This is a genomic window from Pseudomonas sp. KK4, from assembly GCF_001984065.1.
Classification (GTDB): domain Bacteria; phylum Pseudomonadota; class Gammaproteobacteria; order Pseudomonadales; family Pseudomonadaceae; genus Aquipseudomonas.
Genome location: NZ_LYVP01000005.1, coordinates 26,587 through 52,127, shown reverse-complemented (window position 1 = coordinate 52,127; position 25,541 = coordinate 26,587). Strand labels below are relative to the sequence as shown.

At 60.2% G+C, this 25,541-nt stretch carries 26 protein-coding genes; 12 read left to right on the top strand and 14 right to left on the bottom strand.

Going from position 1 to position 25,541, the window contains the following annotated elements; genetic code table 11:
• Positions 1–110 precede the first annotated feature (110 nt).
• Positions 111–1,322, bottom strand: coding sequence for a pyridoxal phosphate-dependent aminotransferase (locus B0W55_RS03290; protein WP_075948173.1), 1,212 nt, complete (start codon positions 1,320–1,322; stop codon positions 111–113).
• Positions 1,323–1,548: 226 nt separating this feature from the next.
• On the opposite strand from B0W55_RS03290, the gene msrB reads away from it, so the two are divergent.
• From msrB to B0W55_RS03275, 3 genes are all read left to right on the top strand, one after another.
• Positions 1,549–1,944, top strand: coding sequence for a peptide-methionine (R)-S-oxide reductase MsrB (msrB, locus tag B0W55_RS03285; protein WP_077044681.1), 396 nt, complete (start codon positions 1,549–1,551; stop codon positions 1,942–1,944).
• Positions 1,945–2,087: 143 nt separating this feature from the next.
• The gene (locus B0W55_RS03280; RefSeq protein WP_077044599.1) at positions 2,088–2,573 is read left to right on the top strand and encodes a glutathione peroxidase; all 486 of its coding nucleotides are present in this window, start codon (positions 2,088–2,090) and stop codon (positions 2,571–2,573) included.
• A complete protein-coding gene (locus tag B0W55_RS03275) occupies positions 2,570–3,031 on the top strand; it encodes a MarR family winged helix-turn-helix transcriptional regulator (RefSeq protein WP_077044598.1) in 462 nt (153 codons plus the stop codon). Before B0W55_RS03280 ends, B0W55_RS03275 begins: the two co-directional genes overlap by 4 nt.
• Here the strand turns inward: B0W55_RS03275 and B0W55_RS03270 are convergent.
• Positions 3,015–5,336, bottom strand: coding sequence for a response regulator (locus B0W55_RS03270; protein ID WP_175645461.1), 2,322 nt, complete (start codon positions 5,334–5,336; stop codon positions 3,015–3,017). The genes B0W55_RS03275 and B0W55_RS03270 overlap by 17 nt on opposite strands.
• 178 nt (positions 5,337–5,514) lie before the next feature.
• Here B0W55_RS03270 and B0W55_RS03265 point away from each other — a divergent pair, with 178 nt between their 5' ends.
• Both B0W55_RS03265 and B0W55_RS03260 read left to right on the top strand, forming a co-directional pair.
• Positions 5,515–6,405 (top strand): ATP-binding protein, encoded by an 891-nt coding sequence (locus tag B0W55_RS03265; protein ID WP_077044596.1) that lies wholly within the window; start codon positions 5,515–5,517, stop codon positions 6,403–6,405.
• Positions 6,402–6,884 carry a GAF domain-containing protein gene (locus B0W55_RS03260; RefSeq protein ID WP_077044595.1) on the top strand — a complete coding sequence of 161 codons (483 nt, stop codon included), beginning with the start codon at positions 6,402–6,404 and terminating at the stop codon, positions 6,882–6,884. Before B0W55_RS03265 ends, B0W55_RS03260 begins: the two co-directional genes overlap by 4 nt.
• A gap of 8 nt (positions 6,885–6,892) precedes the next feature.
• Here the strand turns inward: B0W55_RS03260 and B0W55_RS03255 are convergent, their stop codons facing one another.
• The 9 genes from B0W55_RS03255 to B0W55_RS03215 form a co-directional block, all read right to left on the bottom strand.
• Positions 6,893–9,844, bottom strand: a complete 2,952-nt coding sequence (locus B0W55_RS03255) for an HD domain-containing phosphohydrolase (RefSeq protein WP_077044594.1) — start codon at positions 9,842–9,844, stop codon at positions 6,893–6,895.
• 48 nt (positions 9,845–9,892) lie between these two features.
• Positions 9,893–13,534 carry a transporter substrate-binding domain-containing protein gene (locus tag B0W55_RS03250; protein WP_077044593.1) on the bottom strand — a complete coding sequence of 1,214 codons (3,642 nt, stop codon included), beginning with the start codon at positions 13,532–13,534 and terminating at the stop codon, positions 9,893–9,895.
• A gap of 8 nt (positions 13,535–13,542) precedes the next feature.
• Positions 13,543–14,169, bottom strand: a complete 627-nt coding sequence (locus B0W55_RS03245) for a response regulator transcription factor (RefSeq protein ID WP_077044592.1) — start codon at positions 14,167–14,169, stop codon at positions 13,543–13,545.
• Positions 14,170–14,399: 230 nt separating this feature from the next.
• Positions 14,400–14,804: a response regulator gene (locus B0W55_RS03240; RefSeq protein ID WP_077044591.1), complete on the bottom strand. Its 405-nt coding sequence runs from the start codon at positions 14,802–14,804 to the stop codon at positions 14,400–14,402.
• Between the two features lie 203 nt (positions 14,805–15,007).
• Positions 15,008–16,336, bottom strand: a complete 1,329-nt coding sequence (locus tag B0W55_RS03235) for a deoxyguanosinetriphosphate triphosphohydrolase (protein WP_077044590.1) — start codon at positions 16,334–16,336, stop codon at positions 15,008–15,010.
• 69 nt (positions 16,337–16,405) lie between these two features.
• Positions 16,406–17,569 (bottom strand): EAL domain-containing protein, encoded by a 1,164-nt coding sequence (locus B0W55_RS03230; RefSeq protein ID WP_077044589.1) that lies wholly within the window; start codon positions 17,567–17,569, stop codon positions 16,406–16,408.
• A 126-nt stretch (positions 17,570–17,695) separates the two neighbouring features.
• Positions 17,696–18,037 (bottom strand): hypothetical protein, encoded by a 342-nt coding sequence (locus tag B0W55_RS03225; protein WP_077044588.1) that lies wholly within the window; start codon positions 18,035–18,037, stop codon positions 17,696–17,698.
• Positions 18,034–18,420, bottom strand: coding sequence for a phage holin family protein (locus B0W55_RS03220; protein ID WP_077044587.1), 387 nt, complete (start codon positions 18,418–18,420; stop codon positions 18,034–18,036). Before B0W55_RS03220 ends, B0W55_RS03225 begins: the two co-directional genes overlap by 4 nt.
• 2 nt (positions 18,421–18,422) lie before the next feature.
• Complete coding sequence (locus B0W55_RS03215; RefSeq protein WP_077044586.1) at positions 18,423–18,737, bottom strand: YqjD family protein; 315 nt, start codon at positions 18,735–18,737, stop codon at positions 18,423–18,425.
• Positions 18,738–19,061: 324 nt separating this feature from the next.
• On the opposite strand from B0W55_RS03215, the gene B0W55_RS03210 reads away from it, so the two are divergent.
• The 5 genes from B0W55_RS03210 to B0W55_RS03190 all read left to right on the top strand — a co-directional run bounded on the left by B0W55_RS03210 (position 19,062) and on the right by B0W55_RS03190 (position 22,449).
• On the top strand, positions 19,062–20,270 hold the full coding sequence (locus tag B0W55_RS03210; RefSeq protein WP_077044585.1) for an ammonium transporter: 1,209 nt from the start codon (positions 19,062–19,064) through the stop codon (positions 20,268–20,270).
• 78 nt (positions 20,271–20,348) lie between these two features.
• Positions 20,349–20,585, top strand: a complete 237-nt coding sequence (locus tag B0W55_RS03205; RefSeq protein ID WP_077044584.1) for a glutaredoxin family protein — start codon at positions 20,349–20,351, stop codon at positions 20,583–20,585.
• A gap of 166 nt (positions 20,586–20,751) precedes the next feature.
• A complete protein-coding gene (locus B0W55_RS03200; RefSeq protein ID WP_077044583.1) occupies positions 20,752–21,069 on the top strand; it encodes a transcriptional regulator in 318 nt (105 codons plus the stop codon).
• Between the two features lie 70 nt (positions 21,070–21,139).
• Positions 21,140–22,030 carry a pseudouridine synthase gene (locus B0W55_RS03195; protein ID WP_077044582.1) on the top strand — a complete coding sequence of 297 codons (891 nt, stop codon included), beginning with the start codon at positions 21,140–21,142 and terminating at the stop codon, positions 22,028–22,030.
• Positions 22,031–22,170: 140 nt separating this feature from the next.
• Positions 22,171–22,449, top strand: a complete 279-nt coding sequence (locus B0W55_RS03190; RefSeq protein ID WP_077044581.1) for a hypothetical protein — start codon at positions 22,171–22,173, stop codon at positions 22,447–22,449.
• A 71-nt stretch (positions 22,450–22,520) separates the two neighbouring features.
• On the opposite strand, the gene B0W55_RS03185 is transcribed toward B0W55_RS03190, so the two are convergent.
• Both B0W55_RS03185 and mobA read right to left on the bottom strand, forming a co-directional pair.
• Complete coding sequence (locus B0W55_RS03185) at positions 22,521–22,742, bottom strand: YgdI/YgdR family lipoprotein (protein WP_077044580.1); 222 nt, start codon at positions 22,740–22,742, stop codon at positions 22,521–22,523.
• A 78-nt stretch (positions 22,743–22,820) separates the two neighbouring features.
• On the bottom strand, positions 22,821–23,420 hold the full coding sequence (mobA, locus tag B0W55_RS03180) for a molybdenum cofactor guanylyltransferase MobA (RefSeq protein ID WP_077044579.1): 600 nt from the start codon (positions 23,418–23,420) through the stop codon (positions 22,821–22,823).
• A 90-nt stretch (positions 23,421–23,510) separates the two neighbouring features.
• Between mobA and moaB the strand changes: the two genes are divergently transcribed.
• Both moaB and glp read left to right on the top strand, forming a co-directional pair.
• Positions 23,511–24,050 carry a molybdenum cofactor biosynthesis protein B gene (moaB, locus tag B0W55_RS03175; protein ID WP_077044578.1) on the top strand — a complete coding sequence of 180 codons (540 nt, stop codon included), beginning with the start codon at positions 23,511–23,513 and terminating at the stop codon, positions 24,048–24,050.
• A gap of 22 nt (positions 24,051–24,072) precedes the next feature.
• On the top strand, positions 24,073–25,260 hold the full coding sequence (glp, locus tag B0W55_RS03170) for a gephyrin-like molybdotransferase Glp (RefSeq protein WP_175645463.1): 1,188 nt from the start codon (positions 24,073–24,075) through the stop codon (positions 25,258–25,260).
• Positions 25,261–25,281: 21 nt separating this feature from the next.
• Here glp and B0W55_RS03165 read toward each other — a convergent pair whose 3' ends face one another.
• Positions 25,282–25,521: a hypothetical protein gene (locus B0W55_RS03165; protein ID WP_256576178.1), complete on the bottom strand. Its 240-nt coding sequence runs from the start codon at positions 25,519–25,521 to the stop codon at positions 25,282–25,284.
• Positions 25,522–25,541: the final 20 nt, after the last annotated feature.

The window sequence follows — 25,541 nt, the reverse complement described above, 5'->3', positions numbered from 1 at the left end:
GCGTGTTTCAGGTCGGCATCGGGTGCGACAGCGAGGGGTAGGGTGTAAGCAGGTGTTGCTGAATCAATCACCGTGCGACAGGCGCTGGCCGCCGCACGGTGACCGGTCACCTATTGGCGATAGGACTTGAGGAAGTTGCCGATGCGTCCGATGGCCATCTCCAGGTCATCGACCCGTGGCAGGGTCACGACGCGGAAGTGGTCAGGCCAAGGCCAGTTGAAGGCCGTGCCTTGCACCACCAGCAGCTTCTCGGACAGCAGCAGGTCGAGGACGAATTTTTCGTCATTGTGGATCGGGCAGACCTTCGGATCGATGCGGGGGAACGCGTACAGCGCACCCATCGGCTTGACGCAGCTGACGCCCGGGATGTCGTTGAGCAATTCCCAGGTGCGGTTGCGCTGTTCCAGCAGGCGTCCTGGCGGCAGCACCAGATCATTGATGCTCTGATAGCCACCCAGCGCCGTCTGGATCGCATGCTGGCTCGGCACATTGGCGCACAGGCGCATGTTGGCCAGCATGTCGATGCCTTCGATGTAGCTCTGGGCGTGGTGTTTCGGACCGGAAATGGCAATCCAGCCGGAACGGAAACCGGCGACGCGATAGGATTTGGACAGGCCGTTGAAGGTCAGGCACAGCAGGTCCGGCGCCAGGGAGGCGGTGCAGATGTGCACTGCATCGTCGTAGAGGATCTTGTCGTAGATCTCGTCGGAGAACACCACCAGGTTGTGCTGTCGCGCCAGTTCGAGCATGCCCAGCAGGACTTCTTTGGAATACACCGCGCCGGTGGGGTTGTTCGGGTTGATGATCACCAGCGCCTTGGTGTTGGGGGTGATCTTGGCCTTGATGTCGGCCAGGTCTGGCCACCAGTTGGCCTGCTCGTCGCACAGGTAGTGCACCGGGTTGCCGCCGGACAGGCTCACCGCCGCGGTCCACAGCGGGTAGTCGGGCGCCGGTACCAGCACTTCGTCACCGTTGTTGAGCAGGGCCTGCATCGACATCACGATCAGTTCGGACACGCCGTTGCCCAGGTAGATGTCTTCAATGCCGACACCCTCTACCTGCTTTTGCTGGTAGTACTGCATGACGGCCTTGCGTGCGCTGAACAGGCCCTTGGAATCGCTGTAGCCCTGGGCGGTCGGCAGGTTGCGGATCACGTCCTGGAGGATTTCGTCCGGCGCTTCGAAACCAAAGGGCGCCGGGTTGCCGATGTTCAGCTTGAGGATGCGATGGCCTTCCTCTTCCAGGCGTTTGGCGTGCTTGAGCACTGGGCCGCGAATGTCGTAGCAGACGTTGGCGAGCTTGTTCGATTTGCTGACCTGCATGGCGATGTGTTCCCGAAAATGAACGATCCAGGCGGCGTGTGAACAACCGTACTGGGAATCCTGCGTAATCACACAGGCCTGACGCCTTGAGAGGCAGCACCCATAAATCCGTTTGAATGCGCGTGGTCTGGCTGCCAGACTGGCGTTTGACGAGGCGCAATCATACGTGCCGCCCGATCCGTGGAAAAGGTACAGATCGGGCTTTTTCAGCCGCCGAGGTGTGATGATGGAAAAGTTGGAAAAAACCCTGGAAGAATGGAAAGCCATGCTCGACCCCGAGCAGTACAACGTGTGCCGCCTGAAGGGCACCGAGCGCCCGTTCTCCGGCAAATACAACGACAGCAAGGTCGATGGGATCTACCATTGCATCTGCTGCAACGAGCCGTTGTTCGACTCGAAAACCAAGTTCGATTCCGGCTGCGGCTGGCCGAGTTTCTACGCGCCGATCGGCGACAATGCCATGACCGAAATCCGCGATGTCAGCCACGGCATGATTCGCACCGAAGTGGTCTGCAGCAAATGCGATGCGCACCTGGGGCACGTATTCCCCGACGGCCCGCCGCCCACTGGCCTGCGCTACTGCATCAACTCGGTGTGTCTGGACCGGGTTCCCCGCGGGTAACGCTATACCGTTGGAGCAAGGCTTGCCGGACACCGTTTCGGGCAAGTCTTGCTCCTACGAAGCGATGGTTCCGATGATTTAAATTGCACACAATTCAATTGCACTCTATTTTGTATCATCTCCTATCCAACAGAGCGCACACCATGAGCGACAACCTGCTGAGCATCCCCTGCACCACCATCAAGGGTGAGCAAAAGACCCTGGCGGATTTCGCCGGCAAGGCCGTGCTGGTGGTCAATACCGCCAGCAAATGCGGTTTCACCCCGCAATACAAAGGCCTCGAACAGCTGTGGCAGACCTATAAGGACCAAGGCCTGGTGGTGTTGGGCTTTCCCTGCAACCAGTTCGGCAAGCAGGAGCCAGGCAATGAAGGCGCCATCAGCGAGTTCTGCGAGTTGAACTACGGCGTCAGTTTCCCGCTGTTCAAGAAGATCGACGTCAACGGCGCCGGTGCCCATCCGCTGTTCGTGCAGTTGAAAAAGCGCGCACCGGGCGTGCTCGGTTCCCAAGGCATCAAGTGGAACTTCACCAAGTTCCTGATCGGCAAGGACGGCCAGTTGGTCAAGCGCTTCGCCCCGGCGACCAAGCCGCAGGACCTGAGCCGCGAGATCGAAGCCCTGCTCAAATGAACACCTTGTCCGTCGATTCCCTGAGCCTGGACAACCAGCTGTGCTTCAAGCTGTACGCCGCTTCCCGAGCGGTGATCCGCGCCTACAAGCCGATGCTCGATCAACTGGGCCTGACCTACCCGCAATACCTGGCCATGCTGGTGTTATGGGAGTGGCAGGCCAGTGCGCCGGACCAACCCACTGTCAAGGCGCTGGGCGAGCGGCTGGCGCTGGACTCCGGCACGCTGACGCCGTTGCTCAAGCGCCTCGAGCAGTTGCAACTGGTTCAGCGCCAGCGTTCGGCCCGGGATGAGCGTGAGGTGCACCTGAGCCTGTCGCCGAGCGGACTGGCGTTGCGCGATCAGGTCGCGCCGCTGAAGGCTCGCCTGTTGTGCGACAGTGGGGTGGATCTGGATCGCCTCAATGAACTGCGCGATGGTCTGGATCACCTGCTGGGACAGATCAAGGCGCTGTCGTGACCGGGATCCAAGTATCCAGCAGGGCCGCCAGCTCCTCGCGACGGAAGGGTTTGGCCAGGTAGTCGTTCATGCCCGCCGCGCGGCAACGTTCGCGCTCTTCGGACATCGCATTGGCGGTCAGGGCGACGATGGGCAATTGCGGCCAGCGTCCACTGCGGCGGATCTGCCGACTGGCCTCATAACCGTCCATCACCGGCATGTTGCAATCCATCAACACCAGATCGAAAGCGCTGCTCTCCAATTGATCCAGCGCCTCGACACCGTGGGCGGCGACGATCACCTCGCAGCCAAGCTTGCCGAGCATGCCCTTGGCCACCAACTGATTGACCGGATTGTCCTCCACCAGCAACACCCGAGCGCGGCGTTGCGGTAAGTGGCGGTCAACCAGGGCTTCGCTGATCGTGGTCAGGTCCGGTTGCAGGACACGCCGCAGGTTCTGGTGCAGCGCATTGCGGGCCAGGGGCCGTGCCTGCTGTTGCAAGGGCGCGAGGGCGTTGACCTGTTCACTGGGCAGGAAGCTGCCATAGGCGGTCACCAGCAGTATCGGCGCGGTGATGGCGGGGCGCAGGTTGAACAGGCATTCAGGGCAATCGGTGATCAGTACATCAGGGTCCAGCCCGATCAACGGGTCATCGATCGAACGCTGCTGATACGCCAGCCCCCAGCCGGGCAACACGCCGGCCAGCAGTTCTGCCAGGCCGCTGCTGGCGGACGTAATGGCGATGACCTTGCCCTTCAGGGGGGGCGGAACCAGGGCGCGGGTATGCCGAGGCAGCGGCAACTCTGCACAGAACTGGCTGCCGAAGCCTGCCTCCGAGCTGATGGTCAGGCGGCCTTTCATGGCTTCGCAGAGGTTGTAAGTCAGCGCCAGGCCCAGCCCGGTGCCACCGAATTGCCGGGTGATGCCGGCGCCGGCCTGGGTGAAGGGCTGGAAGATCTTGACCTGAGCGTCCTGGGGAATGCCGATGCCGGTGTCGCAGACCTCGATCCTGACCCCTTCACCAAAGGTCGACAGGCGCACATCGACGCGGCCGAAACGGGTGAACTTGAGCGCGTTGGACAGCAGGTTGCTGACGATCTGCCGCACTCGGGTCGGGTCACCGAGCACCAGCGCCGGAAACTGCGGATCGATCAGGCAGGTCAACTCGACACTGGGCGCCGCGTTTTGCGACAACAGGTTGGCGGTGTCCTCGACCAGCGAACCGAGATCGAACGGAATGTGTTCGAGCTCCAGTTGCCCGGCATCGAATTTCGACAGGTCGAGAATATCGTTGAGCAATTCCACCAGCACCTTGCCCGAGTCGTGGGCGATCGACAGCTGTTGCTGTTGCTCGGCGGTCAAGGGGCCATCCAGCGACAGTGCGATCATGCCCAGCAGGCCATTGAGCGGTGTGCGGATTTCATGGCTCATGTTGGCCAGGAACACCGAACGCGCCTCGGCCATGTCCAGGGCGGTGCTGCGGGCGACTTCCAGTTCCTGATTGGACTGGCTGAGCCGGGCGTTGATGGCTTTGAGTTCAGCGGTGCGCGCCGAAACAATGTTTTCCAGTTCGCTGAGGTAATCGGTCAGGCGGTTTTCCGCGTTGCGGCGCTGCTGGATTTCCGTGGCGACATTTTCGAATTGCTGGTTGGCGACGGTCACCAGTACGCCAATCTCATCATTCTCGTGCCCGGGCGGACATTCCAGCGAGGTCGGTTCAGTGCTGCGCGAATCGCGGCCGCTGAGTTCACGGATCACCCGCACCAGTGGCTTGGTCAGCATCACGTAGAACAGCGCCAGCAGGATGCCGGTGAGGATCAGGCTGCGGGCGAAACCGTTGAGCAGGGTGACTTCGGCGCGACGCAGGAAGCGGTAACCGAAGGAATAGGTATCGACGTCCAGTTGCAGCATGCCCAGGGATTCGTTGGGCAGATGATCCAGATACAGGCGATCCTCGAACAGCCGGTTGGCGCCGAACAGCATATCGCTCAACACCCGATAACCGCTTTGCAGGCCCGGGCGCTTGACGTTGGCCAACACGTTGCCGTTGTTGTCGGTCAGTTTCGCGCCGATGATCGCCGGTGAGCGCAGCAGGCCCAGGGTCAGTTCCTGGGCGAGTTCGGCGTCGATGTTGTAAGCGATGCGCGAGGCCGGGTTGTGACTGATTTCCAGCAAAGACAGGATTTCACGGTTGATGGAGGCGTCTTCACTGGCATAATCGATGCCTATTTGCAGCAGGCTGAGCAGCGTGCCCAGAATGAAACCCACCAGCACGGTAAGCCGGGCTTGCTTGTAGGACAGCCGGTTGGTGAATTTGATGTCCATGGGGTGTTGAACCACTTCCGTTTCCCTTCGCTGCTCAAGCATAGTCGATCGTGCATGGATGCCGATGTTGTCGCGAGCCTTTGTATCAGGGCCGCTCTTGGGGATTTGCCTGGCCATCAGGCGCTTTGCTGCCTCGTTGTATCGTCATCATTACCCTGAACTTGTCCGAGGAGAAGACGTGGATTCCCGATTGAATGCTTTTCTTGAACGCGCCGATGCCGTTCTGGCCCGTATCGAACCGCTGCTGCCCACCCCTCGGCAAGCCATCGACTGGAACACCTGCCTGGCAGCGCGCTGGCAGCGCGAGGGGCGCAGCGGCTTCCTCCTGCCGCTGCAAGTGAGCCTGGACATGCGCCTGTCCGACCTGATCGGCGTCGACCGGCAAGTGGAGCAATTGGGGCGCAACACCCAGCAATTCATCGACGGCCTGCCCGCCAACCACGCCTTGCTGTGGGGCTCGCGCGGCACCGGTAAATCGTCGCTGGTCCGCGCCTTGCTGGCCGAGCATGCCCAGGCCGGCCTGCGCCTGATCGAGATCGAGCGCGACCACCTGGCCGACTTGCCACGGGTGGTGGAACAGATTGCCAAACTGCCCCAGCGGTTCGTGCTGTTTTGCGATGACCTGTCGTTCGAATCGGGTGAGGGCGACTATCGCGTGCTCAAGAGCGTGCTCGACGGTTCCCTCGAACAGGCCCCGGACAACGTGCTGCTGTACGCCACTTCCAACCGTCGCCACCTGGTGCCGGAAAAGGAAAGCGATAACGAAAACTGGAAACGGGTGGACGGCGAATTGCACCCCAGCGAGGCGGTGGAAGACAAGATCGCGCTGTCGGACCGTTTCGGTCTGTGGCTGTCGTTCTATCCGTTTACCCAGGAACACTTTCTCAACGTCGTCGAGCACTGGATCGGCCAACTGGCCGACAAGGCCGGCCTCAAGTGGCAACGCACCGAGGAGCTGGACATCCTCGCCGTGCGCTGGGCCACGGGGCGTGGCAATCGCAACGGACGTTGCGCCTATCAATTTGCCCGCTATTGGGTCGGGCTCAAACTCTTGGAGCACAAGGCATGATCGATTTACAACAGAGCGACCAGGGCCTGGAAGGCTACGGCATGCTGCACGCGCAGTTGGAGTCGCTGCTGGCGCACGAGCGGGATTTCATTGCCAACGCCGCGCAGTTTTCGGCATTCCTGTTCAATCAGCTCGACGACCTGAACTGGGCCGGTTTCTACCTCAATCGCAACGAAGAACTGGTGCTGGGTCCGTTCCAGGGGCAGATCGCCTGTGTGCGCATTCCCTTCGGTCGCGGTGTGTGTGGCACGGCGGCGGCGACCTTACAGACGCAATTGGTTGAAGACGTGCACGCGTTTCCCGGGCACATCGCCTGTGACAGCGCCTCGAACAGCGAACTGGTGGTGCCGCTGGTCAAGGACGGTCGCCTGATCGGCGTACTGGACCTCGACAGCCCGAAACTGGCGCGTTTCACTGCCGAGGATCAGGCCGGTATCGAGCAACTGGCGGCGATTTTCCTGCGTCTGACCGATTGCTGATGACCGATTCAAGATCCACTCGCCAGACCTGCCTTGATCAGCAAGCCTGAAGGATCTACCGCATCGATCTGCCCCGGGTCGAGGAAGCGCTCGGCGTACTGTCTGTAAATGTGCGCCTTGATGAACAACTCGAACAATGCCGGATCGATGTGGGCATCGCGGCACATGAACGCCATGATGCCCAGCGCCTCGCTCAACGACTTGGCTTTCTTGTAGGGCCGGTCGGCGGCGGTCAGCGCTTCGAAAATATCGGCGATCGCCATCATCCGTGCCGGCAGGCTCATCTCTTCACGTTTCAGGCGCTTGGGATAGCCGGTGCCGTCCATTTTTTCGTGATGGCCACCGGCGATTTCCGGAACGTTGCGCAGGTGGCTGGGGAAGGGCAACTGATCGAGCATCAGGATCGTCTGCACCATGTGGTGATTGATGATGTAGCGCTCTTCGCCGGTCAGGGTGCCGCGGGTGATGCTCAGGTTGTAGAGCTCGCCCCGGTTGTACTTGTAGCGCGGCACGTCCAGTTTGAAACCCCAGGGGTTGTCCGGCGGGATCAGTTCGGCATCGGCGCGTTCCAGCAGGTGCTCGGGCTTGTCCGCCAGCAGTGACTCGGTCACCGGCAGTGTCGGCGCCGGCGTGCGGTTCTGGCGTTGGTTCTCTTCCCAGGAAACCCCCAGTCGATCATCCAGGGTTCGCAGCCAGGTGCGCTGGCCGATGCTGCGCAGGCGCTGCAAATCGGTCTCGGCCATGGCTTCGCCGCCCAGATTGCAGCGGGCCACGAAGGCAAAATCATCGTCCAGTTGTTCCAGGGTGGCATCACGCTGCCGCGCCAGCGCTTGCTCGTCGCCACCCTGGGCGAGCCCTTGCCAGTAACCGATCCACGCATCGCGCTTGAGCACCTCGAAGCGGGTGCGGATCTCGTGGATGCGGTCGTTGAGGGTTTCGAGTTTGGTGGCTTTATCGACCACGTATTCCGGAGTGGTGACCTTGCCGCAGTCGTGCAGCCAGGCGGCGATGTGCAGCGCTTCCCATTCATCGTCGCTGGGTTGATAGCCGCTCAAAGCCGGGTCTTGGCTCGCCGCCGCCGCCTGGGCAAGCATCAGGGTCAGCACCGGTACCCGCTGACAATGGCCGCCGGTGTAGGGGCTCTTGGCGTCAATCGCGCCGGCCAGCAATTTGATGAAGGCGTCCAGCAGCTGTTTTTGGCGGGCTTGCAGGCGCTGACTTTCGATACTCACCGCCGCGGCGCCGGACACCGCTTGCAAAAACGCAATGCGATCGGGGCGCAGTTTTTCCAGATCGTCCTTGTTGCCGCTGTCAGCCAGCAGAAACACCAGCAGACCCACGGTGTCGTTGTGACGGTTGTGCAAGCGGATGCCGATCAGATGCACCCGGGGGCATTCCAGAGCAAGCAATACTTTCTGCAAATCCCCGGCCTGCTCGAAGCCCAGGTTGCTGACCACGTTGTCGGCGGTCGACAGTTGACGAATCCAGGCCGGGCTCTGCGGATCCTGGAGCGAGTGAGCTCCCAGGTCGAAGCACGACAGGGTTTGCGCCGCTTCCCTGATCACCAGCCCTTGGGGTTCCATGCGATCGCCGTCGCCCTCACGCAGGTAGATCAGGCCGGCTTCGGCCTGGCCGATTTTCACGGTTTCGAACAGCACCCGCTCGAGCAACGGGGCAAAACGTGTTTCCGCACTCAGGCTGTCGGTGATCTGGAAGAAGCTGGCCAGGGTGTCTTTCATGCGCCCCATCGACAGGCTCAACTGGTCGACTTCCAGCACCGGGGAGCGACGGGACAGTGGAACGTTGAAATCGAAGCTTCGTATGGCATCCGCCTCGCGCACCAGGGCGCGCAAGGGCTTGACCAGTATCCGTGAGGTCAGCCAGCCCAGCGGCACGCACAGCAGCAGCGTCGTCAGGGTGATCAACGCACCTTGCCAGCGCATGCGGTAGGCATCGACGAGCAATTCGTCTTCCGGTACCAGCATTGCCAGTTGCAGGCCATGGGGGCCGCCTTCCTCCATGTGGCTGCGGGCCACGATCCATTGGCGACCGCCCACCTCCAGGCGCTTGCCGTCAGGCGGGCTGTTGATCAATGCACCCAGGCTGGGGCTCAGGTCGGCGGCCTTGCTCAGGCGGGCGGTCTGATCGTCGATGATCAGGCGGCTGGCGTCGGGATAGGCCACCGCATTGCCTTGGGCATCGAACAGGGCGATTTCGGTAGCCGGGGTGACCACATGCTTGGCCAGGGTGGCGCTGAGTTCGGCCAGGGTCAGGTCGGCCCCCATCACCACTTGATCGCCACTGCGCCGGGCCAGGGTGGTGCCGACGTTATGGGTGGAGAAAAAAACATAGGGTTCGGTGGTGATCTGGTCCTGGTCGCGGCTGGCACTGTTGAACCAGGCGCGACTGCGCGGGTCGTAGCGGTCTTCGGCGTTGTCCTGGCGGCTGATGAAGGTCAGTTTCTGATCAAAGAACAGGGATTGAGAATGCGCCTGGCCGCTGCTGTCGTGTTCGATGCTCCATACTTGATAGGCCGCTGTCTGCGGCGCTTTGAGCAGGGTTTTCAGCGCGTCGGTTCGCATGGGGCGAACCATGAAAAAATCACCGTTGCCGTAACCGACGTAAAGCGAGGCCAGATCGGGGTTGTCGGTGAGCGACTGGCTGAACGGCTTGAGCAGCGCCAGGCGTTGCTGCAGGTCCGTGGCCTGGACCGCCGGGTTCACCACCTGCAGGCTCAGCAAGTGACGAATCGGCTCGTAGGTGGCGGCCAGGTCCAGGCGTACATCCTGCTCGATGCGATTGAACAGCTTCTCGCTGCTGGAGAGGATGATCTGGGTGGTCTGTCGATAATTGAAAATGCCCAACACCACCCCGGTCAGCATCAGCAGGATGGTGAACATCACGCTGATGTGAACATGCAGCGGAAATCGCCGCTGATCCAGGCGCAGTGGGTTGGGCATGCAGGTCGCTCCGTGATGGTTAACACACTGCTCAGCGACCAAGCATAGTTAAGCCTCTGGCTTTTTGCCGTCGTGGTGGTGGGCGATTTGTTGCAGCAATGCCTGGTCCAGCTCCAGCAAGGCGCGGTCCACGGCGCTGCAGCATTCGGCCAACAGGTCGGCCTGCAACGGTCCGCGGCAGGCGGTTTCCAGGGTTTCGCAGCTGTCGATCAGTCGCGAGGCCTGAACGATTCGTGCAGCGCCCTTGATTTTGTGAGCGATGTCGATAAATGCCTGCAGGTCGGTACACCCATGCAGGGCCTGCAACCCCTGGCGGTCATGGCGATTGCTGTTGAGCAGTTCAGCCAGCAGGCGCTGGTTCAACACCGGGTTGCCACCGGTCAACAGTCGCAAGCCTTCCATGCTGAAGGCCGGTGAACGGTCGGTTGGCGCCAGGCCCTCGACCCATTGGCTCAGGGCTGTCAGCGTCAGTGGTTTGAACAGGCAGTCGTCCATGCCGGCATGCTTGCAGCGCTGGACTTCCTCGGGCTGCGCATTGGCGGTGAACCCCAGGACGGTGCAGGGCGTCTGCTGCGTCTGTTGTTCGTGTTGGCGAATGGCCCGGGCCAGTTCGTAGCCATTCATGACCGGCATGTTGCAGTCAACGATCACCAGGTCGAACACGTCGGACTTCCATATTTCGAAGCCCTCCTTACCGTCCGATGCGCCGCTGAATCGATGGCCGAGAAACTCCAGTTGCTGGCACATCAGCAAGCGATTGGCCGCGTGATCATCCACCACCAGCACCTTCAACGCGGTGGTGGCGACATGGAGGAGGGGTTGGGGTTTTTCCACTTCAGGCTCCCGTGGCAGCGACGGTAAAAGTAGCGACAGGTGCACACGTGTGCCGATCCCTGGCTGACTGCTCAGTTGCAGGCTGCCGCCCATGGTTTCGCACAGACTGCGGCTGATCACCAGACCCAGTCCGGTGCCGCCGCGGGCCGTTTGCCCAGCGTTTTCGGCCTGGGCGAAGGGCTCGAACAAGCGGTGCTGATCCTCTGCACTGATGCCGATCCCGCTGTCCTCGACCAGGACCTGCATCTGTACCTGGTCAGGCTCGACACCCGGGTAAAGTTCGACGCTGATGCTCACTTGGCCCTGTTCAGTGAATTTGATCGCGTTGCTGACCAGGTTCGACAGCACCTGCTTGAAGCGCAGCGGATCGAGCAGAACGTCGACGCAGGGGTTGCTCGGATTGAAATCCAGCCGAAGCTCAAGGTCTTTCTGCCGTGCCAGACCGTCGAAAATCCGCACCACGGACGCCACGATTTCCCGCGGATTGACCCGTTCCGGGCTCAGGCTCATGTGGCCGGATTCGATGCGTGCGATGTCCAGAATATCGCCGATCAGTTCCAGCAGGTCTTTGGCCGAGTTGTAGGCCACATCGATGGCCGGGCGGTCCGGGTGTTGCCGTTCGATGCGCTTGAGCGTCAGTTCGAGCATGCCGATGATGGCATTCATGGGGGTACGGATCTCGTGACTCATGGTCGCCAGGAACGTGCTCTTGGCCCGGTTGGCCTGATCGGCGCGCTCCTTGGCGCAACGCAGGTCGTCGAACAGCTGTCGGCGCTCGCTGATGTCGATCCAGCCGCCGATGATGCCTTGGACTTCGCCGCTGGAGTCCCTGTAGGGGAGGATCCAGTGATAGATCGTCAGCCGGCGCCCGCCGATGTGCAGCGGACGGTCGAGAATCAGCGGTCGACCCTCGGACACCACCCGCTGGTAATCGGCCTGAAATTCCCGCGCTTCGAAAGCGTTGCTCAGGGTGCTTTCGATGACACTTTTACCGATGACTTCTTCGCGCCGGGCGCTGAAGGCATGCAGGTAACTGTCGTTGCAGCTTTGCAACAGGCCTTGGCGATCGCGTACGTAAATCGGGTGTGGCGTGCCGTTGACCAGCGAGCGCATGAACTCGTACTGATCACTCAGGGCACGTTCGGCGGCCTTGCGCTGATTGATCTGACGTCGCATGTAGGCGTTCCAGGCCACTGAAATCAGCAGCAGCACGCCGGCGCCGATGACGATCTGATAGAACAGCCGGTGATAGTTGCGCCAGGTGCTTTGCGACGACGCCGAATAGCCGCGCCAGCGACTGTTGATGATGCCCAGTTCTTCCGGCGAGATGCTCAGCAGGGCTTTGTTGAGGATGTCATGCAGTTCGCCGGCCTCGCGTTGGGTCGCCAGGGAGAACGCCGCTTGTTCGGTGCCGATGGTGGTGCTGATCTGCAGCGTGTGTTCGAACAGTCGCGATGAAATGAAGTAGTTGGCGATCACCAATGAATTGACCGCGCCTTGCGCCAGGCCTTCGGCGAGCATTTCCACGGCGCTGAAGGTGTCCGGGGTTTCGATAAGTTTGATCAGCGGGTATTCGCGCTTCAGGTATGCCGTCAAAGGGTGGCCTTGGGCGATGGCCAGGCGCTTGCCGTGCAACTGGCTCAGGTTGGCCGGGCTGTCTTCGGCCTTGCGGGTCAGCAGCACGTAGGAATTTTGCAGGTAGGGGCGGCTGAAATTCAGTTGGGTTTCGCGTTGCGCGCTGGGCAGCAGGGCGGCGATCAGGTCGGCCTGGCCGGCCTCGAGCTTTTGGATCATGTCGCTGTCGCTGCGGCTGCGCTGGATGTCGAAGCGCAGGCCGGTGCGCAGCCTGATGAGCTCCAGCAGATCTGCGGCAACCCCGCGGAAGTTGCCGGCGCTGTCGAAAAAGGTGAGGGGGGCGAAGGCTTCGTTGACCACCACCCGCACCACCGGATGCTGTGCCAGCCAGCGTTCTTCGCTGTAGCTGAGTTCCAGTTTGTGATCGGTGAGCAGGATGTCGCTGCCGGCGCTCCAGCGCTTGGCGATGTTTTCTCGAACGCTGGTGGGGATGGCCGCGAGTATGGCGTTGACGATGCCCAGCAGTTCTGGATTGTTCTGATGCACCGCGAAACTGAAACCGTGGGCTTCGTGTTTGCCGAAGTTGGCCATGCGGATGTTGTTCAAATAGCCCTTGTTGATCATGTAGTGGGTGGAAATGGTGTCGCCGAGGAAAACGTCAGCCTGGTCGAACGCCACGGCATTGATCGCATTCTGGTAGGACGGGTAAGCGGTGATGAGCGCTTTCGGATACAGGGCCTTGACCTCATCCAGCGGCAAGTAGTGATAGACCATGCTCAAGCGCATGCCGGACAGGCCATCGGTCAGCGACCGAGTCTCGCCTTCTCGGGTCACCAGCACCGGTTGGTCCACCGCGTAGGGCCTGGACAGGCTGATTGCGCTATTGCGCGCTTCGAATCCGTTGGCGGTACCGAGCAGGTCGACTTCACCGTTTTCCAGCGCCTCGATGGCGGCGCCTCGGGAAGCGAAGCGCTGAACCCTGACGGGCAAGTCGGTGACCTGACCGAGGATGCCCGCATAGTCGGCGGTGAAACCCTCGTAGTCGCGGCCGCTCAGGGTCAGGTCGAAAGGCGGATAGTCCGGTGCCGAAGTCCCCAGGATCAGTTCGTGTCTGTTCTTCAGCCAGCGCTTTTGTGCCGGGTCCAGTTGAAGGTCCAGGTGCCCGGCCGTCGAGCGACTCAGCAAGTCATAGTTTTCACTGTGCTGTGCCGCGAGCAATGGGCTGCTCAGGCAAAGGCCAACAGCAATCAACAGCAGATAATCCATCACACGACTGGGCATCCTGACTCTCACACCAATGCGTTGCGTTTTGCCATTTCGATCAGCTCGACCAACGACTTGGCCTTGAGTTTTTGCATCAGGCGTTTTTTGTAAGTGCTGACGGTCTTGTTGCTCAGGAACATGCCTTTGGCAATTTCCTTGTTGGTGCGACCCTGGGCAAAAAGTTGCAACACCATCAGTTCCCGATCGTTGACCGACTTGAACAATTCAAGTTCGGCACAACGCGCTTCGTCACCCTTGACCGGGCTCAATGCTTCGCTCGGGAAGTAGTTGTAACCCGACAACACGGCCTTGATGGCGCTGACCAGTTCGCTGAGGTCTTCCTGTTTGCACACATAGCCTGACGCGCCCGATTGCATGCAGCGAATACCGAAGAGTGTCGGGCACTGTGCCGTGAGTACCAGTGTCTTGAGGGGCGTACTCATAGCGTTGAAACGGGCCAGCACCTCCAGGCCGTCGAGCTTGGGAATGCTGATGTCGAGAATGACCAGGTCCGGCATGCACTCGCGAACCATCTGCATGGCATCGACCCCGTTGTCGGTTTCACCAACGACTTTGTAGCCTTCATGTTCAAGCAGCATACGAACGGCAAGCCGGATGACAGGGTGGTCGTCGACGATAAAAACGGAGTTCATAATAAAATCCCATGGGAACTGAAATAAAGCGCGCACCTTAGCTCAGATAGTTGAGGGGGCGTATGAACTGACTGACCTGTAGTGGCAAAATAGGAATGTTCCTACAGGCAAAAAAGAAAAGGACTACGCGATAACTAGCCTTGTTTACAGGTGGGTTTTAAATTGAAATTAGTTAGTTGTGGGTTTAATTTTCAGGGTTGAGCGTTATTTGTTGTTTTTACGTTTATCTTCTAGCAATGGTTTTCAAATAAACATGAGGTCAATAGTTGTATGAATTCGGATTTTTTCAGCGGTTTTATCAAATAACCCAGCAGTGGCAGATCATCAGCCACGGCCAAGTGTTCAAGCCCGTCCAGCTCAGCCGGCGTCAGGCTGCTCAGCAGGATTGCCCGTTTGATCATCCCTCGGTGGCTGGCAAACTTCACCAGATCGATACCCGAAAGGTCTGGCAAACATTGATCGCACAAAAGAATATCGAAAGGTTGATCGGCGCCCCGCATTTGCTGCAGGGCACCCTGGGCAGAATCGGACGTGGTCAATCGATTGAAGCCGTAACTCTCGAGTAGAATTTGATTGGCCTTGAGCTGAAACGGATGGTCTTCGACCAGCAAGATGCGCAGGTTTTCTTTGTTCATATTATTCATGCGTCTTTTATCGAGCAAAGGAGTCCCGATTGTTCCGCTTCCCGATCCGACAATCGATCAGTTCACGCGACTTGAGTTGTAGGGGGATTCGGTGAATGTTGAGTGCATTTGGATTGGCACATTCCCCTGCAGAATCGAGCATGCTCGCTCCTGCAGGGGAATGCGTTCACTTCAAAACTTGGCACATCACCCCATCAGTGACTTGAGCGCCCGGTCATTTCCAGCGCCATGTCACTGGCATAGCTGTCCGTCATACCCGCGATGAAGTCGATCATCCGCAGGAAGGAGGCATGAAGCGAACCGTGTGGATTCGGCGCATTGTTGCCCAGCAGATCGAGAATTCGCCGACTCTTGAACGAAGGTGTACGACCGTTGTGTTGCTCCACGGCGGCGCCGCAGAAGGCATTGAGCAGAATTTCCAGGGTGGTATAGGCGCCGATTTCGTGCAGGGTCTTGCGTTTGTCCTGAAAGATTTTCTTGCGCGCCATGTCCTTTGCATTGAGCACGCAACGTTTGGCCGGGCCGTGCATGTGCTCCACCAGATCCCCGGGCAGGGTGCCGGCCAGCAACGCGTCCTGCTGCTCGACGAACGCACGGGCGGCGGCGTTGGTCAGGTGCTCGATGGCTTTGCCGCGCAGGATCGCCAGTTTGCGTCGACGCGAATCCCCAGGGCCGAGCTGACGATAGGTTTCCGGCAGATCGTCGCCCACCAGGTCCAGCAGCAGCGATTCCACTTCGGCGTATTCGAGCAGCGACATCTCCAGGCCATCTTCGAGGTCGATCAACGCATAGCAAATATCATCGGCAGCCTCCATCAGATACACCAACGGGTGACGCGCCCAGCGCTGGTCCTCGATTTGCGGCAGGCCGAGTTTGTGGGCGATCTGTTCCAGCAAGGGCAGCTCGCTCTGGTAGCAGCCGAATTTGTGTTTCTTGTAGCCCAGCGAATCGGCGTGCCGAGCCGTCCAGGGGTATTTGAGATAGGTGCCGAGGGTGGCATAGGTCAGCCGGGTGCCGCCGTCGAACTGGTGGTACTCCAGCTGGGTCAGCACCCGGAAGCCTTGGGCGTTGCCTTCGAAATTGAGGAAGTCATTACGCTCGGCGTCGCTCATGGCTTCGAGCCAGCCACGGCCGGCGGCCTGCTGGAACCAGTGGCGAATCGCGTCCTCGCCGGAGTGACCGAACGGCGGGTTGCCGATGTCGTGGGCCAGGCAGGCCGACTGCACCACCATCCCCAGGTCGCTGGGTTCGCACCAGTCGGGCAGGGCACTGCGGATGGTTTCACCCACGCGCATGCCCAGCGAACGGCCCACACAGCTGACTTCCAGCGAATGGGTCAGGCGCGTGTGGATATGGTCGTTGCTGGAGACCGGGTGGACCTGTGTCTTGCGCCCCAGGCGCCGAAACGCGCCGGAGAAAATAATGCGGTCATGGTCTTTGTGAAAGGGGCTGCGACCGAGCTCTTGCGGGCTGTGCAGGGGTTTTCCGAGGCGTTCGCGGGTGAGCAGGGTAGGCCAATCCAAGGCGGGGTCTCTCCGTCAGGTGTCTGATGACCCTAGCTTCCCGGTTCGCACCGGGCCTCGCAAGGGGCATTACAACCCGACGGCATCGATATCGATCAGCAGCAGGCGTTCGCCATTATCGAAAAATTGCCCGGCGGTGAGGCAGTACTGGTTGCTGGTGGCGTCGCGATAAGTGTTGGAGAGCGTCAGGCGCCGTTCATCCCAGCCTTCGGCCAACAGATGATAAAAGTACGGGCGCCAGGACCAGTTGTGGCCCAGGTAGCGATTGTCGGCAACCCAACCGTTGTTGCGCCATTCCAGGTTCGGCGTCAGTTGCGTGCCGTGACGGTCGCATTGGTAGAAGCGCAGCAACCAGGGAAAGGCATCCAGTTGCGGCAGGGCGCTCAGCGGCGCGCGGGCCTGGGCCCAGGCTTGCAGGATCGCCATCAGCTCCGCCAGTTGCTGGCGCATGATCATCAGGCGCCCGCGCTCGGCCAGTTTCTGCTGGACATAACGCTGACGCAGCCGGGCGAATGGTTCGACGAAGGCGTCGGTGGCAAAGAAGTCTTCCTGAGCACCGGCGAACAGGTAACCCTGTACATAACGTGACCCGCACTCCAGGGCAAAGTTGAGCTGCGCGTCGGTTTCCACGCCCTCGGCAATGATCCAGCAGCCGGTTTTCTCCGCCATCTGCGCCAGGGCCTTGACCACGTCGCTGCTCGGGCCACCCAGCGCCGCGGCCTGGAACAGGCGCATGTCGAGCTTGAGAATGTCCGGTTGCAGTGCCAGTACGCGATCGAGTTGCGAATAGCCGGCACCGAAGTCATCGATCGCGATCCGTGCACCGGCGCTGCGGTAACGCGCGACCACTTGCGCCAGGCGCTGGATGTCACCCCCCAGTTCGGTGATTTCGAAAACGATGCGCTGCGGGTCGACGCCGTGACTGTTCAGTTGCTTGAGGCTGGGCAGCGGTTGGTCTGCGCGTAATCGGCTGATCCACCGCGGGGACATGTTCAGACTGAGAAACCAGTCGGCGGGGGCTTCATGCAGACGGCTCAGGGCGTTATCGCGCAATTGCCGATCCAGGCGGCGCAGGGCGATCGCGTTGGTGCGCGGGTCGGCGAACAAAGGTCCCACCGATGCCAGTTGACCATCGGCCTGACGAAGTCGGCCCAAGGCCTCTACCCCTGCGATACGGCCAGTCGCCGTATCGATGAACGGTTGAAAGCAGGCGAGCGGTTGCCCGTCGATCACAAAGCCTCCTTAGTTGATCTTGTTTTTGGATTGAGCCTTGGGGCCGGGCAGGCACACAGGGCCGAACCCCTCGCTGGAGAGGTTCATCCTGTCGTTATTGCAAGAATGCAGCCAGAAAGTGACAGCTCAGGGTTTGCGCGACGAGCCCTGCATCACCAGTTTGATCAGCGGCCCCAGCGTTGTGCCCAAGCGCACCAGCCGCGACAGGCTGCCGGTGCCGCCGCCTTTGGCACCCTTACCGGTCAGAAAGCCCAGCAGCGTGACCGCCGCTACGCCCCAAAGTGGCGCGTGCTTTATCCCCAGGCCGTCCTGCAGGTTTTGCGTCATCCCGCGAACGCGGTGCAGCGGTTGCAGCAGTTGTGCCGATTCGTGGCGGATTTCCTGGCGATGCATTTCCATGCGTAACCGAATCAGCGTCTTGCGCATGTCCGCGCGCGAGCTGTTGCGAGGCAGTTCAGGCAGGTTCATGGCAGCAGGCGCTCCCTGTCGTTGGCCAGTTCTTCCAGGGTGCCGTGGAAGGGTGAAGACTCATCGAAAATCGCCGCCCTCAGGCGAATGCCGCAAAAGATCGCCGCCAGGGTATAGAACACGCAAAGACCGATGATGGCCGCCAGGCGATAGGTGTCCCAGAAGAGAATCATCACCAGCGTCGACAGCCCTACCAGCAACAGCAGCGCAAACACCAGGGCCAACCCGGCAAATAACAGCAGGCTGACGGTTCGGGCTTTTTGCTCTTGCAGTTCGATGCCGAACAACTCGACATGACTGTGCAGCAATCCGAGAACGGCGGCGCCAAGGCGTCGCGATGAGGAGCTGGCGCCTGTGGACGCGCCGAAATCTTCGATCGCCATAATCAGCGCCGGGTGGCCAGCAGGCCGATCAGGAAGCCCACGCCGGCCGCGATCCCGACCGATTGCCAGGGGTTGGCTTGAACGTAGTCTTCGGTGGCGGTAACGGCGGCCTTGCCGCGCTCGCGCAATGAATCTTCGGTCAGCTTCAGTGTTTCCCGGGCACGCAGCAGGCTGTCGTGGATCTGCTCGCGCAATTCATCGGCCTGGTCGCCAGCCAGGGACGCGGTGTGTTCCAGCAACCGCTCAGTGTCGCTGACCAGTGTCTGAAAGTCGTTCATCAGGATTTCTTGAGCAGTCTTTGCCTTGATGCTGGCCATTGGTGATCTCCATAGGTGGCGTCTGAAACGTTCGAGTATGAGCCTTTGACGAAGGTTCAGTACAAATGACTGGTACAACTTTTGCTGTGTCCTGGTGCGTCAGCCTGCGCATTTGCGCTGTTGCTGGGCATGATTTGCGAAAACCCTGATTCAAACAATATGGAACCGCGCAAAAGTACCGGTTCTGACTGGCCGTGACGAACCCTGTGCGCCAAAGCGGTTCATCGGCCGTGGCGCTCCTGATCTCGGGCGTCACAACTTGGTGCATGGAATGCCCTCGCGAACTGCTTTGGTGCTTTTTTTGCCTTAAGGTCTGCCTCATCCATGGAAAACCTGCAAAGCGCTGTCGACAGCCTGGTCCATAGCTCCAATACCTTGTTCATTCTGATCGGTGCGGTCATGGTCCTGGCCATGCACGCCGGATTTGCCTTTCTGGAAGTCGGGACGGTTCGGCAAAAAAACCAGGTCAACGCCCTGTCCAAGATCCTCAGTGACTTCGCCGTTTCGACCCTTGCCTACTTCTTTATAGGCTATTGGATTTCCTATGGGGTGACCTTCCTGCAACCGGCAGCGGTCATCAACGCCGATCACGGTTACGGGCTGGTGAAGTTTTTCTTCCTGCTGACCTTTGCGGCGGCGATTCCGGCAATCATTTCCGGCGGCATCGCCGAGCGGGCGCGATTCGTTCCGCAGCTGTGCGCCACCGCCTTGATCGTGGCGTTCATCTATCCCTTTTTCGAAGGCATTGTCTGGAACGGCAACTTTGGCTTGCAGGCCTGGTTGCAGTCGCGCTTCGGTGCCGGTTTCCACGATTTTGCAGGCTCGGTGGTGGTGCATGCCATGGGTGGGTGGCTGGCGCTGTCGGCGGTGTTGTTGCTGGGGCCACGCAATGGCCGCTATCGCGAAGGGCGGCTGGTGGCGTTCGCGCCGTCGAGCATTCCGTTCCTGGCGTTGGGTTCGTGGATCCTGATCGTCGGCTGGTTCGGTTTCAACGTGATGAGCGCGCAAACCCTGCAGGGGGTCAGTGGGCTGGTGGCGGTGAACTCACTGATGGCCATGGTCGGCGGCACGTTCGCCGCGTTGATTGTGGGGCGCAATGACCCGGGCTTTCTGCACAACGGTCCGCTGGCCGGACTGGTGGCGATCTGTGCCGGTTCTGACCTGATGCATCCCGTGGGCGCCCTGGCGACCGGGGCGATCGCCGGGGCGCTGTTCGTCTGGTGCTTTACGGCCGCTCAAGGCAAATGGCACATCGACGATGTGCTGGGTGTGTGGCCGCTGCACGGCCTGTGTGGTGTATGGGGCGCAATCGCCTGCGGCATCTTTGGCCAGAGCGCGTTGGGTGGACTGGGCGGGGTCAGCCTGATCAGCCAATTGATCGGCACGGTGCTGGGCGTGGCCGTCGCGTTGGTCGGGGGCCTGGCGGTGTATGGCACGATCAAGGCGTTCCATGGCCTGCGCCTGAGTCAGGAGCAGGAGTATTACGGTGCGGACCTGTCGATACACAAGATCGGCGCGGTCAGCCAGGACTGAAAGGCCGCCCGCTGGCCGCTCGACGACGTTTCGGGGGCGGCCTAGAATACTCACTCAAATTTTGCTGGTTGAGCGCTCATGCCTCCTGAATGTCAGCTGTTCGGCACCTTGGGGTGCCACCTCTGTGAAGTGGCCGAAGCCATGCTGATGGAGTTCGTCGAGCGCGGCCTGCTGGTAGAACTGGTGGACATCGCAGACGATGAGACCTGGTTCGAAGCCTACAGCCTGCGTATCCCGGTGTTGCGTCGGGTGGATACCGGGGCGGAGCTCGGCTGGCCGTTCGGCTCCGACGATGTGGTGAATTTCCTGCGGTAAGCAGGCATCGGCATGAGCGGGTCCGCCGGTCGAACTTTACGATAGATCCCTTGGCGTAACCGGTGCGATTCGGATACTGTATGCGCATACAGTTATTTCGGGTTGTTGCTGCATTCTCTGCCTACAGCAGGCGAGCAGCGAAGTCCGGGCGTCAGAGGGATGAATCGTGGTCAATGTCGAACAGTTGAAAAGCAGCGTGAACCGGATGTCGGTGGACGTGGTACGCGAGGCCGTCCTCGAATTGCGTCTGGACGGTCTGGTCACGGAGGGCAAGACGCCCTTCAACAAGCTGCATTTCAATACCTGTTTCGCCGAAATCGAAGCCTTGTTCCAGCGTGCCGGTTTTCACCGGCAACTGGACGTCGTCGGCTATCAGGGACTGCTGTATGCCTTGTATGACCCGAGCCGCTGGGAGGCGGTCGACGTGCTGCGCTGGCTCAAGGAGTACACCGAGGCAGCGGCGCGGGCAGCGATTCCCGCCTGAGATTCTCCGCTAGGTTCATGTGCGGCGCTGTTGGATAATGTCGCTCTGCCTTGAGGTTTAGAGCTTTCGTATGTCCAGTCCATCTTTCAGCGCCGCCCACAGCCAGGCCAGCACCCTCTATTTACCGCCGGGTTCGTGGCAGACCGTCTTCGATTGCCTGTGCGAGCACTTCAGCGCCATCGGTCGTGATCAATGGCAGGACCGCATCGCCCGTGGCCGGGTGCTGGACGGTCAGGGTGCCCCCATCGCGCTCGACCTGCCGTACAAGGAAGGCCTGCGCATCCACTATTTCCGCGAGGTGCCGGACGAAAAGCCGATCCCGGTGGTGGAGTCGATCCTCTATGCGGACGAGCACTTGGTAGTCGCGGACAAACCGCACTTCCTGCCCGTCACCCCGGCGGGTGAATATGTCGAACAGACCCTGTTGCGGCGGCTGATTCGCCGCCTCGATAACCCTCATCTGGTTCCCTTGCATCGCATCGATCGGCACACCGCAGGGTTGGTGCTGTTTTCTGCCAATCCGCAAAGTCGCTCGGCGTACCAGTCGTTGTTCCCGACCCGGCAAATCGAAAAACGCTACGAAGCCATTGCTCGAGCGTTGCCTGAACAGTCGTTTCCCCGGGTGCATAAAAGTCGGCTCATCGATGGCGAGCCGTTTTTTCGCATGCAGGAAGCAGAGGGCACACCCAATACCGAAACGGCGATCGAGGTCAGGGAGAAGAACGGCGATCTGTGGCGCTACGGCCTCTACCCGGTTACAGGCAAGAAGCATCAGTTGCGAGTGCACATGGCAGCGTTGGGCGCCGGCATCTGCAACGATCCGTTTTATCCACAGGTACTCAAGGATGTGGAGGACGACTACGCTAATCCGTTGAAGCTGTTGGCGCAGGGACTCAAATTTGTCGACCCGGTCACCGGCCAGCATAGAACGTTCGAGAGCGCCATCACGCTGCAATGGTAAGCAAGGGACGTCGGACAGATCGAATTTATGATCATCTTTGCAGTCTTTTGAACAGGCCCCACGAACGTGGCGTTCAGAGAACTCGGGGCAGCAGCCAGAGCTGCCGGCGGCCCCGAGACCTTCCATGCAAGGAGATACCCATGAAACGTACCGTTTTCGCTGGAATGATCATTTGCGCGACAATGCTGGCCTCTCCCGTATTCGCCGCAGACCACGACCTTTGCACCATCAAACTCCAGGAACTGCGGGACAAGATCACCACGCTGCCGGCCACGTCTGAGAACACGACCATGGAAGTCAAGCGCATGCAAGCCAGCGCGGAAGCGGCCAATGCCGCGAACGATGACAAGAAATGCATCACAGAAGCGACCCAGGCGCTGGCTCGCGTAGACAGACTGGCGAAGGAACCGAATCCATAATTGATAATGCCCGGATAAAAAAATGCCCCGACAAGTCGGGGCATTTTTTTATCTGCAAGTCGCCGCGCAGATTACAACTCTTTAACGGTGCGAACCTGATCCTTGTTGATGCGGGTCTGCTTGCCATCCAGTTGCTCGAATTCGTAGAAGCCCGAATCCTTGTCAAAATTTGGCGTATCGACGGCCTGGATTTCGCGACCGTCATTCAAGGTAATCACGGTAGGCGATGCGCAACCGGCCAGGGTAGCGAGGCCCAGTGCGAGCATGAAAGTGGCCAGGGTCCGTTGAGTCATGAGTGTATCTCCGAAAATGAATTCTTTTGGTTACTGAGCTTCAGACGTATGCAGCGCGTGCAAGTTCCTCGGTGGCTGTCAGTCTGACACAGTGTTGTGAGCGCTTAACAGATCAGGCGTATTGAGATTGGCCAGACGTGGGTCGTTGTCAGGGCATTGCAAGGCGGTCGCGCCGAGCTGGCGCATCAGGCGTCCGGGGCTGCGTTCGCCGTTTTGCCAGGCGCTTTCGAACTCAGCGCCAAGTGCTACCGGAATGACGCAAAGCAAAGGCTCCCAATGATCGTCATGGCGCAGCATCAAGGGTTTGTCGGGGTGCAGGCGGGCGGTTTCGCGCATGCGGGTGATCAGCGCCGTATCGACACGCGGGACATCGCAAGGCAAGACCAGCATATGGGTATGCCGAGCCACTTTCAGGCCCGCTCGAATCCCGGCCAATGGCCCCGGAAAGTCACTTTCGTCGTCGTGAACCAATTGGTCGGCGTAAGGCGCGTACTGCTCCAGGTTGCGGTTGCAGGAAATGATCAGGTCATCGCTCAAAGGGCGTGCCTTGCGATGCAGATGAGCAATCAGCGGTTCACCGTGCCATATCACCAGCCCTTTATCCTGGCCGCCCATGCGTTGTCCGCGACCGCCTGCCAAGAGGAGAATGGAGCAGGGTGGCAACAGATTCGACGTCATGGCAAGGGTCCATCATACAGGTGGGGGCGGCGAGAAAATGGGGCACTGTGATATAACACCGGGCTGTTTCTCCTACAACTGGATGAGCCTATGAAAGCCAAGGCTGATGTACCTTTCGCGCCGCTCAACATCGCGGTGTTGACGGTCAGCGATACCCGAACCCTGGAAACCGACACCTCAGGCCAGGTCTTCGTCGACCGCCTGACGGCAGCGGGTCATAACCTGGCTTCCCGGGTTCTGCTAAAAGATGATCTTTATAAAATCCGTGCGCAAGTTGCCGCCTGGATTGCCGACGATGTGGTGCAGGTGGTCTTGATCACCGGCGGTACCGGTTTCACCGGCCGTGACAGTACGCCCGAAGCGGTGAGCTGCCTGCTCGACAAGCAAGTGGATGGATTTGGTGAACTGTTCCGGCAGATCTCCGTGGCGGACATCGGTACGTCGACGGTTCAGTCCCGCGCCCTGGCGGGTCTGGCCAACGGTACGCTGGTTTGCTGCCTGCCGGGTTCGACCAATGCCGTGCGCACCGGTTGGGATGGCATTCTGGCCGAACAACTGGATTCGCGGCATCGCCCGTGCAATTTTGTGACTCACCTGAAACAGGCGGCTCCCTGTGAATCCCGTGGGTAAGCCGGGCAAAACCGGCATCCTCATGCCGGTGGAAGTGGCGTTGGCCCGTTTGCTGGAAACAGCCGACGCCGCAAGGATTGTCGAGCGTGAGCGCTTGCCGTTGGCGCAAGCCCAAGGGCGTGTGCTGGCCGATGATCTGCTGTCGACGCTGGATCTGCCGCCGTGGCCCAACAGCGCCATGGACGGCTACGCCCTGCGCGTGGCCGATTGGACCGGCGAGCCGCTGAGCGTCAGCCAGAAGATTTTTGCCGGGCAGGCACCCGTGGCTCTGGAGCCAGGCACCTGCGCGCGAATCTTCACCGGCGCCCCTGTTCCCGCCGGTGCCGATTGTGTCGAGATGCAGGAAAACGCAGAAGTCCAGGCCGATGGGCGGGTGCGTTTCAGCGAAAAACTGTCTCCCGAACAAAACATTCGTCCACAAGGCCAGGAAACCACGGTCGGCGAATTGATTTTGCCGGCGGGTACTGTCCTGGGTCCGATTGAACTGGGTCTGGCTGCCTCGCTCGGTTGCGCCGAACTGGAGGTGATCCGCAAGGTGCGGGTGGCGGTGCTGTCCACTGGCGATGAATTGGTCGAGCCCGGCCAGGCCCTCGGGCCAGGTCAGATCTACAACAGCAATCGAGTGCTGCTCTGCAGTTGGTTGCAACGTTTGGGTTGTGAGGTGATCGACGCCGGCATTCTTCCGGATGATCTGGACGCCACCCGTGCGCGGCTTGGCGGGTTGAAGGATGTCGATCTGATTCTCTCCACCGGTGGCGTCTCGGTGGGTGAGGCTGATTTCCTCGGTATTGCCTTGCGTGAAGAAGGTGAGTTGAGTTTGTGGAAGCTGGCGATCAAGCCGGGCAAGCCGCTGACCTTCGGACATTTTCGCGGCGTCCCGGTGATCGGCTTGCCGGGCAACCCGGCCTCGACCCTGGTGACCTTTGCCTTATTGGCCAGGCCTTATCTGCTGCGTCTGCAAGGCGTCGAACAGGTAGAACCGTTGAAAATCCAAGTACCGGCAGGATTTGACTGGCCGGTAGCGGGCAATCGACGTGAATACCTGCGCGGTCGGCTCGAGAACGGGCGGGCAGTCATCTACAAGAATCAGAGCTCCGGCGTGCTGCGTAGCGCCGCCTGGGCCGATGGATTGGTTGAAGTGCTGGAAGATCGCACGCTGGTGGCCGGTGACGCCGTGTATTTCATTGCATTGAGTGAAGTGTTGGGCTGAGGCGGGTTCCTGCTGGCCCGGTCAATGGGCCAGCAGCAGCGTCACGAGCTGGTCGAAGCGGCTATTGGCGATCCAGCCCAACACGCCGAGCAGTACCGCCGTACCGCCTGCGCAATAGGCGAGGCGGTGTTTGATCGACCTGACTTCGCTTCGCACGTCCTCCATGTCCTGGCGGATGTCCTTGAGGTGTGATTGCAACTCGGCGACACGGGGTTCCATGGTCATTTCTGCGTTGTTGTGATTGAGGTCTTGGCGTTGCATGGCACATCCCTGTGATTGTC